This is a genomic window from Agarivorans litoreus (genome assembly GCF_019649015.1).
In the GTDB taxonomy this organism is placed as follows: domain Bacteria; phylum Pseudomonadota; class Gammaproteobacteria; order Enterobacterales; family Celerinatantimonadaceae; genus Agarivorans; species Agarivorans litoreus.
In genome coordinates, this window is sequence record NZ_BLPI01000001.1 from 1,147,738 (window position 1) to 1,167,297 (window position 19,560).

At 45.0% G+C, this 19,560-nt stretch carries 15 protein-coding genes; 1 reads left to right on the forward strand and 14 read right to left on the reverse strand.

Translation table 11 applies throughout. From position 1 onward, the window contains the following. Nucleotides 1–2: 2 nt before the first annotated feature. From K5L93_RS05335 to murJ, 12 genes are all read right to left on the reverse strand, one after another. Entirely contained in the window at nt 3–314 is a 312-nt protein-coding gene (locus K5L93_RS05335; RefSeq protein WP_220718790.1) for a hypothetical protein, read from the reverse strand. Then, nucleotides 298–729 carry a type IV pilin protein gene (locus tag K5L93_RS05340; RefSeq protein ID WP_220718791.1) on the reverse strand — a complete coding sequence of 144 codons (432 nt, stop codon included), beginning with the start codon at nt 727–729 and terminating at the stop codon, nt 298–300. Before K5L93_RS05340 ends, K5L93_RS05335 begins: the two co-directional genes overlap by 17 nt. Next, the gene (locus K5L93_RS05345; RefSeq protein ID WP_220718792.1) at nt 730–4,464 is read right to left on the reverse strand and encodes a pilus assembly protein; all 3,735 of its coding nucleotides are present in this window, start codon (nt 4,462–4,464) and stop codon (nt 730–732) included. A 57-nt stretch (nt 4,465–4,521) separates the two neighbouring features. Next, nucleotides 4,522–4,983: a hypothetical protein gene (locus tag K5L93_RS05350; protein ID WP_220718793.1), complete on the reverse strand. Its 462-nt coding sequence runs from the start codon at nt 4,981–4,983 to the stop codon at nt 4,522–4,524. Then, the gene (locus K5L93_RS05355) at nt 4,983–6,005 is read right to left on the reverse strand and encodes a PilW family protein (RefSeq protein ID WP_220718794.1); all 1,023 of its coding nucleotides are present in this window, start codon (nt 6,003–6,005) and stop codon (nt 4,983–4,985) included. Before K5L93_RS05355 ends, K5L93_RS05350 begins: the two co-directional genes overlap by 1 nt. Next, nucleotides 6,002–6,550 carry a type IV pilus modification protein PilV gene (pilV, locus tag K5L93_RS05360; protein ID WP_220718795.1) on the reverse strand — a complete coding sequence of 183 codons (549 nt, stop codon included), beginning with the start codon at nt 6,548–6,550 and terminating at the stop codon, nt 6,002–6,004. The genes K5L93_RS05355 and pilV overlap by 4 nt, the downstream gene beginning before the upstream one ends. 146 nt (nt 6,551–6,696) lie before the next feature. Continuing rightward, nucleotides 6,697–7,641 (reverse strand): 4-hydroxy-3-methylbut-2-enyl diphosphate reductase, encoded by a 945-nt coding sequence (ispH, locus tag K5L93_RS05365; protein ID WP_220718796.1) that lies wholly within the window; start codon nt 7,639–7,641, stop codon nt 6,697–6,699. 9 nt (nt 7,642–7,650) lie between these two features. Beyond that, nucleotides 7,651–8,076, reverse strand: coding sequence for an FKBP-type peptidyl-prolyl cis-trans isomerase (gene fkpB, locus K5L93_RS05370; protein ID WP_220718797.1), 426 nt, complete (start codon nt 8,074–8,076; stop codon nt 7,651–7,653). Further along, nucleotides 8,073–8,585 (reverse strand): signal peptidase II, encoded by a 513-nt coding sequence (lspA, locus tag K5L93_RS05375; protein WP_220718798.1) that lies wholly within the window; start codon nt 8,583–8,585, stop codon nt 8,073–8,075. Before lspA ends, fkpB begins: the two co-directional genes overlap by 4 nt. After that, complete coding sequence (gene ileS, locus K5L93_RS05380) at nt 8,578–11,409, reverse strand: isoleucine--tRNA ligase (protein ID WP_220718799.1); 2,832 nt, start codon at nt 11,407–11,409, stop codon at nt 8,578–8,580. The genes lspA and ileS overlap by 8 nt, the downstream gene beginning before the upstream one ends. A gap of 20 nt (nt 11,410–11,429) precedes the next feature. Further along, entirely contained in the window at nt 11,430–12,368 is a 939-nt protein-coding gene (ribF, locus tag K5L93_RS05385) for a bifunctional riboflavin kinase/FAD synthetase (RefSeq protein ID WP_220718800.1), read from the reverse strand. Between the two features lie 42 nt (nt 12,369–12,410). Next, complete coding sequence (gene murJ, locus K5L93_RS05390; RefSeq protein WP_220718801.1) at nt 12,411–13,988, reverse strand: murein biosynthesis integral membrane protein MurJ; 1,578 nt, start codon at nt 13,986–13,988, stop codon at nt 12,411–12,413. A 238-nt stretch (nt 13,989–14,226) separates the two neighbouring features. Here murJ and rpsT point away from each other — a divergent pair, with 238 nt between their 5' ends. Next, nucleotides 14,227–14,487 carry a 30S ribosomal protein S20 gene (gene rpsT / locus K5L93_RS05395; protein WP_152784499.1) on the forward strand — a complete coding sequence of 87 codons (261 nt, stop codon included), beginning with the start codon at nt 14,227–14,229 and terminating at the stop codon, nt 14,485–14,487. 65 nt (nt 14,488–14,552) lie between these two features. Here rpsT and K5L93_RS05400 read toward each other — a convergent pair whose 3' ends face one another. Further along, the gene (locus tag K5L93_RS05400; protein ID WP_016401314.1) at nt 14,553–14,846 is read right to left on the reverse strand and encodes an ArsR/SmtB family transcription factor; all 294 of its coding nucleotides are present in this window, start codon (nt 14,844–14,846) and stop codon (nt 14,553–14,555) included. Nucleotides 14,847–14,985: 139 nt separating this feature from the next. Then, a complete protein-coding gene (locus K5L93_RS05405; RefSeq protein WP_220718802.1) occupies nt 14,986–19,242 on the reverse strand; it encodes a PKD domain-containing protein in 4,257 nt (1,418 codons plus the stop codon). Between the last annotated feature and the right edge of the window lie 318 nt (nt 19,243–19,560).

Below are 19,560 nucleotides of genomic sequence, written 5' to 3' on the forward strand. Positions count from 1 at the left end.
AATTAATATTCAAGTTCTGCAAATCGTACATTGGCAATATCACTACTAAACTCACTGTTAAACTCAACACATTCAATCAGAGAAATACTGCCAAACTTTTGTGCACTAGCGGAGTGATTGGTATACCGCTGTTTAATTTCCGCTGAGATCTCTGCCATTGAGTCTAGATCTTTAGGCGAAGCTATAACCACTTGATCATAACCTGTGGAGCCAGCCATGTAGCACTTAACCGTAATCGCCCAACTTGAAGACATAGGTAAAACAATACATAACAAAATAGCTAAACGTTTCATAAGATCACCAACAATCAGCATTTGAATTTCCTGACGAATCCTCAGCAGACTTACTGCCCTCATCATCAATAGAGAAAACTTTACAATCTTTATCAGCACTTAGCTGCGTCCCTATCGCAGTGGCCTTGGCTGTAAAGGTACTGGCCGCAGCAGAGCTACTCAGCGTAATGGCATAATAGCCATTTTCGGTGTTATAACTATTGGCACCAGATGCCGCCAAACTCAAGCTGGCTAGGTTTGCAGCATAACTGGCATTATCAGCGTAGTATTGCTCTTGCAGCACAGCCAGTGTTGCCAACTCTTTTTTGGCTTCACTACGCCGAGACTCAGCAACAAAAGAAGTATAAGCAGGGTAAGCAACTGCCGCTAATATGGCAACAATGGCTACCGCAATCATTAATTCCATTAAGGTGACACCGCGCATCGAGTCTTTCATTTAGCCCTCATCAAAATAGAAGTAAATTTGTTTTGGACTCATATCCATATTGGCTTCTCTTGAGCCTTCCTTACACTCGCCAGCATTTTCACAAGTATGCTCATTGTTTTCATCTTGATCATCAAACTCTAGGTCTTCTCCAGGATCTCCACCAAAAACTCTTACTACAGACTCGCCTTGCTCGTTTTCACCAGAGTGGACAATTAAATCGTCGGGTACTTTGTTATCTACGTCATAGTAGCGACTGTTATTGATACTGGTACCAATGTGCATATCTACAGCATAAGTGCGACCTTTACCAATGGTAGGGATAGTACAGGTTGCCGAGTTAGTCGTTTCTGGAATGAACGAGGTGAAATACAACTCACCACCTAGTACCAAGGCTGCTCCCAATGACTTTTCGCCGTCCTCAACCAAGTTATATACCCAACCTTTGGAAGCTCCCAGCGCAATGAGCTGTGTTTCAATGGCGGTTTCATCACTTAGAGAACCAATTGGGTCACTGGTAATGTTGTAAAGCTCAGTGGAAGCTATCGCTACCGGTTGCTCATCTTCACCAAGCGCGCCAAAATCGGTAACCTGGACATTGTAATCGCGGAACATATAAAAGCGGTTATCAACGCCATTAGGGTCTTTGTCACTCACCGGTTTAGTTCTATCCCCCGTTCCAATTAACACGGCATCATAAGGAATCTGCTGAGAGTCAGTAATGGTGATTTGGTCCTCCCCTTGTCCGGTAGTTATTCGAGTTAGCTTCTTCAGGTAGGTTCTTACAATAACTGGCTCCGTAAAGAACTTACGCTTATCGGTAACTACCGAGCTATCACTAATGCTCGCTAAAGCGGTCATTTTCCACTTCGATTGGGTGGCTGAAAACAAGTCAATTCGCCATACTTGGCCTCCGGTATCGCCAAAATACAGGCGATCAATATTGCCATCGCCATCACTATCTAAAGTGGCGACTCTACCAGGAATGCTGTGAGTTAAGCGGTCATCATCTCCAGCGGTGATACTCCATACTAGGCTGCCATCTATGGCATCAACAATAAACACCCCTCGACCTCTATCATCGTCTCCGGGGATATCTAAATCTTGGTTGGTATCATAACCGGCACCAAATATAACCACCGGATTACTGTGGCCTGGTACATAACCTACTGTCGGCTGCGACCAGCTTTGACCAAGCTCAGACATGCCGGTGCTTGAGCTATCAATCCGCCACAACATTTTGGGCAAGTCAGGCTTGGTCAAGTCCATCGCATAATAAGCATCACCACCACGGCGTAGCCCAGTAAACACTAATACTTTGTCACCACTACTGCTGTACTTACCATCATTGTCGGTGTCTTTGAGGAATACAGTAGGGGTACCGTCTACCCCATATACATGTTGCGAACTTGCTATATTATTGCGTAATGTAAGCTGCCTACCTAATAGCTCATAGGGGAAAAATGCCCAGCTTTCAGCAACACTTGATCCGGTATCTTTAAACATATGCATAGCACCACCATTGGTACCTACAATAATTCTGATATCCATATCATCGGGGTCAGTGCTATCAGCCGCTGCGCCACTGCGTAAACCATAATTAATCACTAAGGGGCGAGAATGCAGTGGATCGCCCATTAAGTCACTGCGAATAGTAGTACTAGTATCTCCGTCATCATTATCTACATCAGTGCCACGGATCCAACTTACATGGTCAGCAATATCGTCTTCAACAACACCAAGATGATTGGCCAAATTAGCATTGCTACCAGCCTTTGTGACTAGGTTGTTGTTTGTCAAAGTGGTGAAACTACCGCTATCAGTTTGATTGAAATACACCATTCGAGCATCATTGCTGAGTAAAGTTTCCGAGACCCCTCCTAGCTCTACATTGTTACCATCTTTGACTGAGGACCAAAATGTCTTGGCTTCATCGATAATAGAGCCATCTGCACCAATAGCAGGATTACCATTTTGGTCCGCCATAAAGCCTTCAGAAGACAGTTCCAGCTTTTTCAAGTTGCCACGCCAACGTGGATTAAGTGAAGGCTTGAACATGGCATAATAAACTCTATCTAGAGTACGAGTGCGGTCAAAATTGTTACTGGTTACAGCAGGTGACACCAAGGATGAGCTTTCTTCATAGATGCCGATTAAGGCTTGACGAAACGCAGCTTCTAAAGAAACACCATCTTCGGCAGGATAAAAGCGCCCTTGAGCATTTTCGGCGGTGGCGGTTAACATCGCAGTACCACCTTCAATAACATCTTCACCAAAACCAATGGTAGTAATCTTTGCGTACTGCCTACCACTCATATTCGGATTAATATCATTGGTATTCATCCATTTGGATAACACTGGCAGGTAACTTGTTTCGCTGCCGGTTCCAAACCCAACTGGATCTTTCCAAGTACAACCGCTCACCGTAGTTGCGTTGTCACAGCCAAAAACATTATCGGTATTAATTGGCAAATTTTTAACGTTTTCATTTTCATCGGCATCTACACTTGGCGTACCGTCGGTGACATAAATAATATTAATCGAACTATCACAGCCCACCTCATAGGGAGAAAGGTAGGTATTAGTGCCGCCAGAAGATGTTTCGATTGTTTTATCCCTATCGTTTTTCTCGTTGTTGTTTCCTTTCTCACCGTAATCAACCGCTTCACCGGCTAAATAGTGTTTTGCCTCCATTAAGGTCTCAACAAGCGGTGTCCCGCCATCCGCGGTGAGCTCAATAATGTCTGAAATAAGATCCTGATTATCATCAGACGCTTGAATACCACGAATCACTCTGCCGCCATCATTAGAGCGATTAAACACCATTAATCCAAACTTAACTCCATTAATAGTACTAAGTGCATTTTCCATCGCCTCCTGAGCAATTTCGATACGAGGTCTAGTGGTGGTTGCATCTGAATGATGGTACCAGCGAAGGTAATTTGCAGAATAAAGCGTAATTAAATAACCATCATCAAATGAGTCCTTGGTAGTCTGTTCTGCATCGGTTTTATTTAAGGTATAAAAATCATCAGTGTTATTTGCCGCGCCATTAATTGGGTAGCCCTGCGGAGCATCCACATAGGAGTTATTACTTTCGCGATATTGACCAGGATTAATGGTGGAAATTTCTTTATCTACAAAACTACCGTCTGAAGCCTGCAGTTTGACCGTAAAAGAGCGTGGTTCCCCTTCGTCATCTAATAAACGGCCATCACTTGCATCACTGTTTAGCTCAAAATCATCCATACAATCCAAAACAGTGTAGTTTGCACCGTTATTTAAGCGAACATCGTCCCAAGAGCCAGTACCGCCTTGTACCCTGTGCTCGCGAAAGTAACCAGTAAAAATGCCGTTTTTAGCTAAGGCTTCATAAGAAGCTGCGCAGTTATTAATGTCCCAAATAAATCGACGGTCATCATTGGCACCTGTAGGAATATAGGAGCCATCGATGCCATTAACAGTAAAGTATATAAAGTCATTATCGAGGCTATTTTGAGAACTCACCGCTATAGGATAATCTTGATAGCTTACTTCTCCATTACTATCGCGGTTATAGCCTTCGCGAGTCGTAATATTCCAAGCCATACTTCCAGAGGTATCAAAAATTATCAGAACCTTAGGGTCGGCAGAGCTTAAGCTATTAAAATCAAATAAAAATAGCTCGGTATCATCTGCCCAAACTGGAAGAGTTACAGCTACTGAACACACCCATGCAAGCAGCCCCGACTTTAACCGACCGTTCATCTGCTTTCTCCTTGTTGTCTTGCCTGCAATACATTGCAAACAACTTTACCGTTTTAGCTATAGCATCGGCTGCTCTATACCGGCAGCTATTGACGTTGAAGCTCGATTTGCCTTCCCATAATTTTTTGTTGCGTCTACCCTTACATAGCGGCACTGGGTAATAGCGTTATTACTACTGGCGGTAAAACTGCGCGCGCAGACACTATCAACTGTATGAAGCATGGTACCATCAGCCCCGGTTACCATGGTTGATACAGCCATAGATGCCGCTGGAGTCATGGCACCAATAACACTCTGCAGACTAGGCGCAAGAATCAGCTCATTCATTTCACCTTCAAGTAAGTGCTCTGCGCCCACCCGGTCTCCCATCGCCGACACCACTTTTAAGCCTTGATTCGCACTACTTAACAACACCCCACCCAAAAAGCTTAAAATCAACAAAAACAACATCGCAACAAATAACGCTGCGCCTTGCTGTTTGCTAACCAATGAACTGATCGTCGAAAATGTTTTTTGCATCAATACACCATGTTTCGTAGTGACACGACGGACTCAAATAGTGCCCGTCGATAATGATCGTTAGCTGCAGCGACACTCAAATCACCCAATTCATAGCTATTACTATTAGTATAGTTTTTATCCTCGGTTAAGGAGCGAACCAACAAAAATACTTTAGCGCCAATCACTCTGCCTTCACTCCATTGTTGAGGTGTCACGTTGTCTGAGGAGACAAAGTCATTCACCACGCCATCTTGAGTAGTATCGGTATCCACTCCCAGCAATACTCGCATCCGCTCTATACCCTCCACCAAAGGGCCTGAACCTAATATTTGCATACCGCTCGCACTACCGTTGTCGTTATCGAGGTATAGCTGACGCAACACTGGCAAGCCAGACTGCGCACTCACATCCAAATAGTAAACAATATGTTGGTATTCCCATATCTGTCTGCCAGGCATAGCTGTTTCGGTAGGCCAAGGATCGGCTGAAGTAAATATCTGAGCGCTAGCGGCGTTAGCAGCGAAGTAGAAGCGCTCAGGATCCAACTCACCCGCAGATTGGATGGGTGAACCAATCACTCTTTTGATGCCAATAACATCAGAATCCACAACCAAATTACTGCGGCTACTTACGCAACTGTACTGGCCATTAAGAGAGTTCGCGCTATTAATCTGGCCTACAAATAACGAGCTAAATCGGCCATCCACAGAGGGAAATGAGCCCTCAGGAGTACTACCAATCCAGTCTATTGTGCAATCATTGGCAGCAACAATATCGTCAGCGACTAAATCCACGCCAGAACCACGAACCATTGGGTTACCGGTATATTCACCAAAAAAACCCACCATTCTTAAATCTCGAGTGATCAAATGCATGGCGATACGGCCACTCTCCATTAATTGTTCACTGTGATAGGTTGATTCAGTACTGCGCTGTGAAGCGACCAAAAAACTACTGATCCCCGCAGTTAAGAATAGCCCTATAACAATGGCAATTAGCCATTCAATAAGGGTAAAGCCTTGCTGAGAATGCCTGTTCATGAGGCCACCCGCGTCGTTAAGGCCATTTTGCGGCGTTTATCTGACTGTGCTCCGCAGTTGGCGGTAACCGTATTGCTGCTGGTAATGCCACTAAAAGACTGCCTCGACAACCAAGTAACCACCACCGTAAGCTCGCCATTAGCGCTTAACAATACGCAACCATTAGGCTTAACCAAACCGCCCTTAGCACCGGCCGCTTTGGCATAAAGACCATACTCCCAATGGTAAAGATCATAATTCACTAGATCGGCAAGGCTACAAGCGGTCATCAAACCACTGTCCTCGGCGCATGCGGGTTTGGCTCTGGCTGGTTGTCCATCGCCTACAATAACAGTGGCGGGGTTATTTGCTTGCCAAGCAATATGATTAAGCCGAACCCGTTCAACCATGTCTTCAGCTAAAATCATGGCAACAGTACGTTGGTGAGATTCAAAACTAGAACGCTTGGCAACAGCTTGCATAGCCACAACCGCCAGCAGGCCTACCGCCAATATAAAAGAGGTGATAATAACTTCAATCAGAGTAAACCCTCTGACAGATGACAATGATATTGCTTGCATCCCTACCTACCCGTCCTTGATGCTTGGTTAGCGTCCGATAGTTCTGCCTTTCGAATCGACAAGATAATTAGGGTATAGCGCAAAAAAGAAGGCTATGCCTTCTTTTTTAGGGGAATTGAGAGCCGGCTCAGTTAGCTGGTTTGAGTAACTCTAAGCTCTGCGGGGACTTCAAAAATGGTATTTTCTTCGCGGCCAGGGTTTTCTACAACTGTTACTCCCCCCATCGCTTTTAAACCAGATACCACTTCTTGAACGAGTACCTCGGGGGCCGAAGCGCCAGCTGTAACACCAATGCGACTATCAGCTTTAAACCATTGGCAATTAATGTCACTAACACCATCAATAAGGTATGCTGCTGCACCTGACTTCTCAGCTTTTTCTCGTAAGCGATTAGAGTTAGAAGAGTTTTTTGACCCTACCACCAATACCACGTCTGATTTTTCTGCCAGATCTTTCACCGCATCTTGGCGGTTCTGGGTAGCGTAACAAATATCGTCTTTACGAGGTCCTTGAATCTCAGGGAAGGTCGCACGTAATGCATCGATGATCGCGGAGGTATCGTCAACCGACAGAGTGGTTTGAGTACAGTAAAACAACTGCTCAGGTTTGTTAACCTTTAGCTTAGCAACATCTTCTACGGTTTCTACCAAGTAAATACCACCGTCGACGTTGTCGTATTGGCCCATGGTGCCGTTCACTTCTGGGTGACCATGATGACCAATTAAAATACACTCAATGCCTTTACGGCTGGCGCGAGTAACTTCCATGTGCACTTTAGTTACGAGTGGGCAAGTAGCATCGAAGATTTTAAGGTCACGTTGTTTGGCTTCTGCACGCACAGCTTGAGACACGCCATGAGCGCTAAAGATACAAATACTGCCTTCTGGCACATCGCTAAGCTCATCAACAAACTCAGCACCACGTTTACGTAAGCCATCTACTACATAGCGGTTATGAACTACTTCATGGCGAACATAAATGGGCGCACCAAACATTTCTAAAGCACGCTCGACGATAGAAATAGCGCGGTCAACACCAGCGCAAAAACCGCGAGGATTAGCTAACAGTATTTCCACTATCGCTCCTTAATTAACCGCTAAAATTTCTACTTCGAAAATAACCGTTTGGCCAGCCAGCGGATGATTAAAATCTACCGTTACTGAATCACCGGTTACTTCACGCACAATGCCCGGAATTTCACTGCCATCAGGCTGAGCAAATGCAATAATACTGCCTTCTTCGGCAGGTGCTTCATCACCAAACTTACTGCGCTCAAAGTACTTAATATTATCCGGATTGCTTTGGCCAAAAGCTTGCTCGGCATTAAGTTCAAATTGGCTTTTATCACCCGTTTTCAAACCCAATAAACACGCTTCAAAGCCTTCGGTTAGGCTACCATCTCCCATTACCAGTTGAGCTGGCTTTGGATAGTTATAAGTACTTTCGGCAATCGATCCATCGTTTAACTTCAATACAAAATGAAGTTCTACTTTGCTTCCTTGCTGAATCATTTAGTTTCCTTGGCTTGCGGCGACAAAAAGCTATCTAACACTAACAATACCGCACCCACACAAATGGCTGAGTCAGCAACGTTAAAAGATGGCCAATGGTAACTGCCCACGTAAAAATCGAGAAAGTCGATAACATAGCCAAACACTACGCGGTCAAAAACGTTACCAATTGCTCCGCCTAATACTAAGGCGTAAGCAATGGCTGGCCACTTTTGCTCGGCCGGTGTTTTTTTCATCCACCACACCAGCAAACCACTCACCAAAAGCGCTATGGCAGTAAAAAACCAACGTTGCCAGCCACCGGCATCACTTAAAAAGCTAAAAGCAGCACCGTAGTTTCGAGCCGAAACCAAATTAAAGAATGGCGTTACTGCTACCGACTCATATAAATCGAAGGTTTTAGCAATGGCAAACTTGGTAACTTGGTCAACAATGAATACCACCACACTTAACCACAACCAACGTAAACCAGTGCTATTTGTTTTACTTACTACAGCGTCGTTATGCATAGCTACGAGACTCACCTTCACCCGCGACGTTGGTTACACAGCGACCACACAAGCTTGGGTGCTCAGCGTTTTGACCAACATCTTCGCGGTGGTGCCAACAACGGTCACATTTCGCGGCTTCGGCTACTTCTACGGTAACTTTAAGGTTATCCAACTCAGTAGCAGCGGCATTATCACCCGCTTCACTTAAAGCCTGTAAGCTTACATCTGAAGTTAACAATACAAAGCGTAACTCATCACCCAACTGGCTTAACACTTGCTCTAGCTGGCTATCTACATACAGCGTTACTTTAGCCTCTAAGGTGCCACCAATTTTCTTGTCGCGGCGTGCTTGCTCGAGGTTCTTATTCACTTCATCACGAATAGTGATCAGTTGAGCCCAGAATGCATCATTCATTTTGCTATCTTGTGATAGCGCAGTTAAGCCTTCGTACCACGCTTCAGTGAATACAAACTCACTACGTTCACCAGGTAATGCTTGCCAAATCTCGTCAGCGGTAAAGCTTAAGATAGGTGCAATCCAGCGGGTTAGCGCTTCGGCGATGTGGAATAGCGCAGTTTGACAAGAGCGTCTTGCTAGGCCATCAGTTTTTGCGGTGTACTGACGATCTTTAATGATGTCTAAATAGAAGCTACCCAGTTCAATTGAACAGAAGTGCATAAGCTTTTGATAAACAACGTGGAACTGGTATTGCTCGTAAGCTTCGACAATTTCTTGTTGAACAGCGGCTGCTCGACCCACTACCCAGCGGTCAAGCTCTACCATGTCTTCACTTGCCACTAAATGCTGCTCAGGTTCAAACCCAGCTAAATTAGCCAATAGGAAGCGCGAGGTATTACGAATACGACGATAAGCATCGGCGCTGCGTTTGAATACTTCGTCCGATACGCTCATTTCCGCGGTGTAGTTGGTAGATGCAATCCACAACCGTAAGATGTCTGAACCCAATTTGTTCCAAACATCCTGCGGAGCGATACCATTACCTAAAGATTTAGAGAACTTATGGCCATTAGCATCTACGGTAAAACCGTGAGTAAGTACTTGCTGGTAAGGCGCTTTGCCGTTAATTGCAGTAGCAATCATTAGTGATGACTGGAACCAACCGCGGTGCTGGTCAGAGCCTTCTAAGTACATATCTGCAGCTTTACCGTTAAACTCTTCACGTGCTGCAACTACACTTGAGTGAGTTGAACCAGAGTCAAACCATACATCTAGCGTGTCTTCTACTTTGCGGTACAACTCGGCTTCATCGCCCAGTAGTTCAGTAGCATCTAAATCCCACCATGCTTGAATACCACTTTGCTCAACACGTTTAGCCACCTCTTCCATCAGCTCTACTGCACGTGGGTGTAGTTCGTTGGTTTCGCGGTGCACAAACAGCGCAATCGGTACACCCCAAGTACGTTGGCGAGAGATACACCAATCTGGGCGATTTTCTACCATGCTTTCGATACGGCTTTGGCCCCAATCTGGGATCCACTGGGTTTTCTCGATTTCTTGCATCGCTTGCTTACGCAAACCATTTTGGTCCATGCTCACAAACCACTGCGGCGTAGCACGGAAAATAATAGGGGTTTTGTGGCGCCAGCAATGTGGGTAGCTATGACGGTAAGCGTGATGATGCAGCAGCGCGCCCGTCTCTTTTAGTTTTTCAACTACGTTGTCGTTAGCTTTAAATACATGCTGACCACCGAAAAATTCAGTATCGGCAAGGTAAACACCATTGTCACCAACCGGGTTAGCCACTTCTAAGTTGTACTTTTGGCCTACCGCGAAATCTTCTTGACCATGGCCAGGAGCAGTGTGAACACAACCAGTACCCGACTCTGTCGTTACGTGGTCACCTAAAATAACCGGCACTTCAAAGTCATAAAATGGGTGCTTAAGTTTTACTAACTCTAAGGCATCACCTTGGCAGTAACCTAAAGCATGGTAGTGAGTTGCACCAAAGCGCTCTACACACTCCTCCATTAGGTCACGCGCCAAAATTAAACGCTCTTTGCCCGTTTCAGTTTCGATTTGAACTAACACATATTCAAGGTGAGCATTTAAGGCTACCGCACGGTTAGCAGGTAAAGTCCACGGTGTAGTGGTCCAAATAACTGCAGAGATTGGCCCTTCACCGGTCACACCTTCTGGGTGATCAAATTTGGCTAAAACTTCGGCTTCGTCAACAGCGGTAAAACGCACATCAATGGCAGGAGAGGTTTTATCTTCGTATTCAACTTCAGCTTCAGCAAGAGCACTGCCACAATCGGTACACCAGTGCACAGGTTTAGAACCTTGCAATAGGTGGCCATTATCGATGATTTTTGCCAAGGCACGGATGATGTTTGCTTCAGTATCGAAGTTCATGGTTAGGTAAGGGTTTTGCCAATCACCTAAAATGCCCATGCGGATAAAGTCGTTGCGCTGACCATCAATTTGTTTAGCGGCGTAATCACGACACTTTTGACGAAATTCAGCAGCGGTCACTTTTTTGCCCGGCTTGCCAACTTTCTTTTCTACTTGTAGCTCAATAGGTAAACCGTGACAGTCCCAGCCAGGCACATAAGGAGAATCGTAGTCAGATAAAGTCTTCGACTTGATAATGATGTCTTTAAGCACCTTGTTAACCGCATGGCCAAGGTGAATATTGCCGTTGGCGTATGGAGGGCCATCGTGCAAAATAAAGCTCTTCTTACCTTTTTTGGCCTGTCTAATTTGGCCGTACAGATCCTTTTCGCTCCAACGCTTAAGCATTGCAGGTTCGCGGTTGGCTAAATTACCACGCATCGGGAATTCAGTATCAGGTAGATTAAGAGTATCTTTATAGTCGCTCATCGAATCACTTTTCCAGTCAATTACTCTGCAAGGCCATAGTAGGCTTTTGCACGCTTAATATCGAGATTCACCTGAGCTTTTAGCGCATCAAGCGAATCAAATTTTTGTTCATCTCGTATTTTTAACTGCGGTTCAACCACTAATCGTTGGCCATACAGATTGGCGTCAAACTCAAACAAATGAGCTTCTACCAATAAATCTTTTCCTGCGGCGGTTGGCCGCCAGCCGATGTTAGCAATGCCTGAAAAGCGATGCTCTGGCTGATTTTGTATATAGGCTTTAACTGCAAACACTCCATGCAAGGGGCATACATGGCGGGCAACTTTTAAATTTGCCGTAGCAAAGCCCAATTGACGCCCCAACTTTTGGCCATGAATGACTTTGCCATTAAAGCTAAATTTTCTGCCTAGCAATTGAGCCACCGTTGAGAAATCGGCCTCGGCTAAATGCTGACGTAATAAGGTGCTGCTCACACGCTGCTGATTTAAGCAAAACGAATCGGTTGCTGTAAGCTCAAAACCGTACTGTTTTTTGGCCGCTTGTAAGCTTGCGAAATTACCTTCTCGGCCTTTACCAAAGTGGAAGTCATCTCCCACTGCTAGGTATTTTACTCCCAGCAATTCAACCAATAACTGGCGAACAAAATAGTCAGCACTTTGTTGAGCAAACTCATGGCTGAAACGCACCACCAACAAGCGGTCTACACCTAAGCTTTTTAGTTGCTGGTACTTATCGCGAAATCGGCTAATTCGAGCGGGTGCTTTATCTTTAGTAAACACCTCAAGCGGTTGTGGCTCAAAAATCATCACCACAGCGGGTAAACTCCGCTGGCGAGCCTGTTCAACTAAACGCTTAATTACTTGTTGATGGCCTAAATGCACGCCATCAAAATTACCAATACTTAATGCACAGCCATAGTGACGCGCTTTAATGTTGCGTATTCCGCGAATTAACTCCATTCCCGCGCCTATTTCGTCAAAAACCGACGGATTATAGCTTGTTTAGTCCGCAGTTACAGCCCCGAAACTGCTTTTCAAGTGAGCTAATCTTATCCCCAAGCAAAATAGCAAAACCAAGTAGCTAGTCACGGCCGCAGCTACACAGATTAAAAGTTGCCAAACACTGTCTATCCACGTCAACGCAAACCATTGTTCAGCAAGGGGAGAAAGCCACACAATGAGCCCCCCCATCAATGTCGATGCCACTAAAATTTTAACAATACATACCAAGGTAGGAGAGCCGAGTTTGTAAACACCTTGTTTGTGTAAACCGCGATAAAGCAGGCTGGCATTAAGCAACGCCGATAAAGCTGTGGCAATAGCTAAACCAATATAACCATAAGGAATCGCGAAGATAAGGTTAAAGCCCATGTTGCTCACCATGGCGATAATGCCAATTTTCACCGGCGTTTTGGTATCTTGGCGCGAGTAATACCCTGGCGCTAACACCTTCACTAGCATGAAGAACAACAAGCCACCGCTATAAGCCATTAAGCTGTAGGAGGCGTTTAGCACATCTTGTTGATCAAAGGCGCCACGCATAAATAACACTTGTAAAATAGGCTGACCAAGTAAGGCCAAACCTACGGTGGCGGGTATGCCCAAAAAACACACCATGCGCACTGCCCAGTCCATGGTTTGCTGAAACTGCTGCGGGCTTTTATCAACATGACGCTGCGATAAGCTTGGCAAAATCACGGTTGCAATGGCGATACCAAACAAACCTAGGGGAAATTCCAACAAGCGGTCGGAGTAGTACAGCCATGATATAGAGCCGGTGATTAGGAAACTGGCGATTAGGGTATCCAACAGCAAGTTTATTTGACTGACCGATACACCGAACAATGCAGGGATCATTAAGGTGCGAATTTTTACCACACCAGGATGTTTCCAGCCCCAACTTGGCTTTTGCAACAACTTAAGCCTAAACAAGAAAGGTAATTGAAATAGAAACTGAATTAACCCGCCGAAGAAAACCCCCATGGCCAAGCCAACTTCAGGTTGTGCTAGGTTTGGGGAAACAAATATCGCAAAACTAATCACTGCCACATTTAGCAACACAGGCGTGAATGCCGCCACGGCAAAACGACCAAATGCGTTAAGAATCGCGCCCGATAAGCCGGTAAAGGTGACAAACCATAAGTAGGGAAAGGTGATTTTAAGTAGAAAGGCCGACAGCTCAAACTTAGCAGCATCGGGGCCTTCGTTTAACCACGATATAAACCACCCCGTGCCAAATAGTGCTGCGATTAAAGGCGAACCAATAATGCCAAACAAGGTAACTATGGTAACGGCTAAGCCCAGCGTACCGCTAACTTTGGCAATAAGCTCTCTTACTTCGTCTTCAGAACTCTTTTGCTTGTATTCGGTAAGTACCGGTACAAAGGCTTGGGCAAACGCGCCCTCGGCGAATAAGCGGCGCAAAAAGTTAGGAATTTTGTTAGCAAAGAAAAATACGTCGGCAGCAACACCCGCTCCCATTAAATTAGCAATGACCACATCCCGAGCCAAACCTAATATGCGGGAAATCAGGGTCATAGCGCTAACAATGGCGCCAGATTTTAACAAAGTTTTACTCAATGCACTGTCCTGTTGCTAAATTACACAAATTCCTCTGCCCTAACATTAAAAATGCTGGTAGAATCGCGGCACAGTTTAACCGCCTATAAAGATCGATGCTACGGTCATGACGTTTAGTTAGGTTTTCCTTGCTTTGATATTTATACTTGGTTAAAAATTGTTTGACATAAACATGAAAAACGGGCATATTCCACGGCCTTTAAATTCATAATTCCAAGACAAAGTTCAGGAGTTACACTTGGCTAATATTAAGTCAGCTAAAAAACGCGCTATCCAAGCTGAAAAGCGTCGTCAACATAACGCTAGCCGTCGCTCTATGATGCGCACTAATTTGAAAAAAGTTATTGCAGCTATCGAAGCAGGCGATAAAGAAGCAGCTACAGCAGCATACCAAGCAGCTCAACCTATCTTAGACCGTTACGCGTCTAAAGGTTTGATCAGCAAAAATAAAGCAGCTCGTCATAAGAGCCGCATTGTTGCAAAAATCAACGCACTTTAATTTAAAGCGCTTGATGAAAAAAACCGGCCTAAGCCGGTTTTTTTATGTCTGCTATTTAGTGCTAATTACTTACAGTAAAGCTCATGTAGCTTCCCTAGCACGGCTTTAGCCTCTTCACTAGCGATTGAGTAGTAAATGGTTTGAGACTCCTTACGCGTGCTCACAAGCTGATCTTTCCGTAACCATGCTAAATGCTGAGATAACGCAGACTGACTTAAAGTGACCCGTTGGTTTAGTTCTCCTACCGTTAACTCACCTTCCACTAAGTGGCATAAAATCATTAAGCGGCTTTCGTTTGCTAGCGCCTTTAACAATTTTAATGCAGGTTCAGCATTTTTTTGCATGTCTTGAATGTTCATCTTTCTACCTACTAACTTACTTAAGCCAAACTATACGTGAAATGGCTATAGCTCGCTAGGTTAAAGCTGAGTACAAGGTTTTGGAGCCAAACATAAAAAAGCCGCAATTAAGCGGCTTTAACGTCACTGAACCACTACCTTACTGAGCAATAATCCGATATTGCATCGTGGCATCATTCACTTCAACAATGTAGCTTCCAACAATACCAGTGAAAATGTCACCACCGGTTTGCTCCAAAATGCCATCATTATCGTTGTCACCATAGTTAGTAGACCAATCACCGTTTAGATCAAACTTAAAACGCTGATTATCCTGACCATCAAAGTCCACACTAACTTGCCAAGTATTGTTTGCCACTAATGACATCACCGAGGTCTGCCAAGCGTTAGCAGTGCCGCGGAAATACAACTGCTCAAAATTACTTGTAAAGTTAGCATTTGGATCAATCACCTCAACCACTACCGACGCTTGTGCAGTTTTACCGCCATCGTCAGTCACGGTTAAGCTAATACTGTGTGACCCCGCAGTATTGTAGGTAACCGTTGTAGTTTCACTCGTATCACCATTGCTCCATAGGTAACTGGCAATAACGCCATCACTATCACTTGAGCCCGCTGCACTATAAGTGATGCTTTGGCCTACATCTACTTGAGTTGCCGATGCACCAATAATTGCAGTAGGAGCTTGGTTAGCGTTAAGTTCGGTAATGCTATAAGCCAAAGTTTGATCATTCACTTCTATCAAATAAGATCCCACCACATCAGTGAAGATATCCCCACCGGTTTGCTCTAGCACACCATCACTATTGGTATCACCGTAGTTCTGGGTCCAATCACCATTAACATCTAACTTAAAGCGTTGCTCTGCTTGACCATCAAAATCAACCTCAACTTGCCAAGTATGATCAGCCACTAAGTCCATGGAAGTTGTCGCCCAACCATTGGCAGTACCACGGAAGTAAAGCTGATTGAAGTTCTTCGCTTTTTCATCACTTTCAACACTTAGCACGGCTTCTGCTGTTGCAGTCGCACCTTCGTTGTCGGTAACGGTTAAGCTAATAGTTTGGCTGGCATCTACAACTACAGAGATAGAGCTGGTTGTTTCACCGGTACTCCATAGGTAGCTAACAATAGAACCATCTTCATCACTAGAGCCTGAACCATCTAAGCTTACTGTTGTTCCGGCAGCTACCGTTTGAGTAGCTGGAGAGATGTTTGCAACTGGCGCTTTATTTGGAATAACCGTTAGAGTTACCGAAGTAGTTGCGGTTTTCCCTTGGTTATCGGTGACTGTTAGGCTAATCGTTTGAGTCTCATTCACAGTAACGCTGATTGACTCACTCGATTCACCAGTGCTCCAGCTGTAACTAGCAATAGAGCCATCAGAATCACTTGAACCGGCACCGCTTAGCACAACTTGTGACCCTTTAGCCACAGACTGGCTTCCTGGGCTAATCGCGGCAACGGGTGCGCTGTTTCCGTCTAAACCGTCTGGAATACCTGCAGCAATTGCACCGCTGCTTACATTCCAACTACCCTCATCAATTTGATAGTTTTGACCGCCATTATTATCCCAAGCACCACTACAGTTGTTCGTCACAAACTCCAGCTGGTTACCGTCTTCTAAATCAACGGTTAAGCTATACCAGTTGTCGCCCAAGCTTTGCATTGGCTCGCCTGGTGCTGTGGTCCAAGTCACTGTTCCATCAACGGAATAATGTAAGCATACTTGTCCCCAACCATTTGTATCTTGGTAATACAAGGTACTAGTAACAGATTGACCGATGATTCGGTAAGTCACGCTGGTAGAATCTTGCTGACCAACACTGTCAGTAACCGTTACCGATATAGTGGTACGTTCGTTCAAAGTAACCGTAATCGACGGGCTGGTTTCACCAGTGCTCCATAAATAGCTCGCGATTGGGCCTTCTTCGTCAGTTGAGCCAGCAGCACTCAAAGTTACTACAGTGCCCAGTTCTACTTCGCCACCTGCGGCATTAATATGTGCCGTTGGTCGCTTATCGCCTACTACAACATTGTCGGTAAAGAACATCGCTTCGCCAGCAATTGCGCCGTTCACGTCTTCAACGGTTTTACCGCCAACGCTACTAAACTGACCAGCGCCTACGTAAACTTGTTGAATCTCAGAACGAGTTACGTTGCCTTTACTATCAGTTGCTTCAATATAGTAATCCAACAGCTGCTCTTGGTATTGGTCAATGTAGGTGAAGTACATATTGCCGATTTTTTCAGCAGGCACGACTTCGAACATTTCTTTGCCAGATGGCTGCCAATCTACACCATTCATATCACCGTTTAAGTCACGCTCAGTCATGCTAAAGGTTTGCCATTCGCCAACCCGTGAAGGATCGACATCAGGATCGCTAGCATGCGCGCTTGGGTCATAGAGCTTAAAGGTTTTATCGGTAGCGGTTGCCCACTTGTCCTTGTGAACACGTACTTTAACCTTAATATCTTGAATACCGCTTACGTCATAACCGTAGGTATAAATCGCAAACTTAGTATCGGCATATACCGTAGCCCAACCTTCCGCTTTACTTGAGTTAGCACTACCAGGGTTGTATGGGTAACGCTGTGGCCACCAAACTGAAGGACCCGTTTTATCTTGGGCTTTATTCGCTTCAACATAAGGCGTGGTAAAGTGCAAAGATTGGTTAAACGAAATAGTAGGTTTAACCCCGTCATCAACGTTTTCATCGTAATAACCAAAACCAGAATCGATTGAGGCCATTAGGAAGTACCAACCTAACTCTGCAGGGTTTGCACCGCCAGCATAGTTGTTGTTCGCATCACCCTTAACCGGGAAAGACATCATCCACGGATTAAGCTGGTTACCCGGGTAAGTTACCTCGTTATCACGCGCGGTAGTTGGGCTCCAGTAATTAGGGTTGTTGTCTAACCAAATCTGCTCAGCGGTTTTTGCATAGTTCTCGGCAGCTTGCAATAAAGCAAAGTTACGCTCTAGGTAGTGATAGCCTAACTCAAGCGATACCATGTGCTCACGTGTAGCCACAAAATCGGTGCCATTTACCGTGTTAAAGTCTGCCATCTGACCACGCCAAACACCCATTGGAATATGCCAGTGGTACCACGTAGGATCGGCCGATGAATCACGTGTATCAATCCATGACCCATCTTGTACGTGCACAATGTCGTCTTCTGGAATTGGATAAGCTTTTAGGTACTCGTCCACGCCCATACCACGCACCGAACTATCGGCATAAGTAACATTGCCCGAGTTAGCCCAAGTGCCACCATCGCCCGCTCGACCTGACGAGTTATCACCATCATGCGCAATGGTGAAATACTGGGTACGGCCTAAAGATGCAGCGTCGCCTTCAAAAGCTTTTAGTACGTCAGCAGTAATTGAGCCTTGGTAACCTTCTTCCCAAGAGCTAGCTTGCTCAACAGGAATACCGGCAACTTTGTGCTGCTCACCGGTTTCTGGGTCAACGTATTGAACCCAGTGAGGAATCGAAGCAAACGGGAACTTGTTGTAAGTCACCTGTTGCTCATTGAACATATGTAACTCGGTCCAGGCACCTATGTCGCTAACATTTTGTAAATCTGCGCGGTTAGGTGGAGAAATCAAAGTATCTTTGCCGGGATCATTCAAGTAAGGGTAGTCACGCAAAGTACGTGAATAGTGCACGTTCCCAAGTACCGACCATTCAATACCTAACTTGGTAAGTACTGGAATAATCCGCTCTGAAAAACCAAGCTCTGTTGGGAAGAAACCTTTCGATGACTTAAATGAGTCACCTAAGAAGTAATCTTGTGCCAAAGTAACATTTTGATAAATCAAATCTTTTAAGAAATAGTCATTACCCACCAATGGCCCCATAGTATGGTGACCAGAGAAGTGAATCGTGTCTAAAGCGTTAAAACCACCGCTGGTTTTTGTACCGTTTTGGGTATCGCGCCAATAAGCGCCCCACCCTAAATTGTAACCATCCAAATTACCTAACTCGCCGAAACTCTGCACGTTGTTAATAACCGATGCCGACATGGTGACATGCGTTTGGCTTTGTGGATGATTACCATTGTTGTTTCTAGCCGTATCCATTGGCCAGCTTAAGTAAGCGCCTTTTTTGGCATGATGCTGATAATAAGATACCAAGTCATCATGCGGCATCGGCGCACCGCTGCCAGGAATATAGAATGTGTAATTTGCTGGAGGGTTATTCTTAAGGTTAATAACTTGGCCGTCGTAGGTATAACGAATTGGGTCACCTACTGCTAGACCTTCGTATTTGCTTACGTCGTAGTAAGGCCAAAAGTTTGGCATGTGATTATGGTAAATATGAGTTGCTGCAATTTCCGCTTGCGCAGAGATCGACGCAGCCACCATACTTAAGGCGAACACCTTTTTCATGATTGCTTCCTTTCCCGCACTCGTAGCTCTCAAGCCACTAATACGCTTTACTCGCTGATAAAAATGCAGAAGCCAAACATGGGAAGTTTAGTGTTAACCGTATTTATATTGCCCTACTACCGTTTGTTTCTGCGCTCAGATGCTAAATAGCATCACTCGCCAAACACAGTTGAGATGATCTGGTTTAACGAGGCTTCTGTACAACAGCTCGATGAAAGGAGGCTTATTTTTGCTACCGCGACAAAGAGTTACCAGAAACATTTATTAGGTTAGTACTTGCTAACCCTTATTATTGTTTACATGCTGAACTTAAAGATA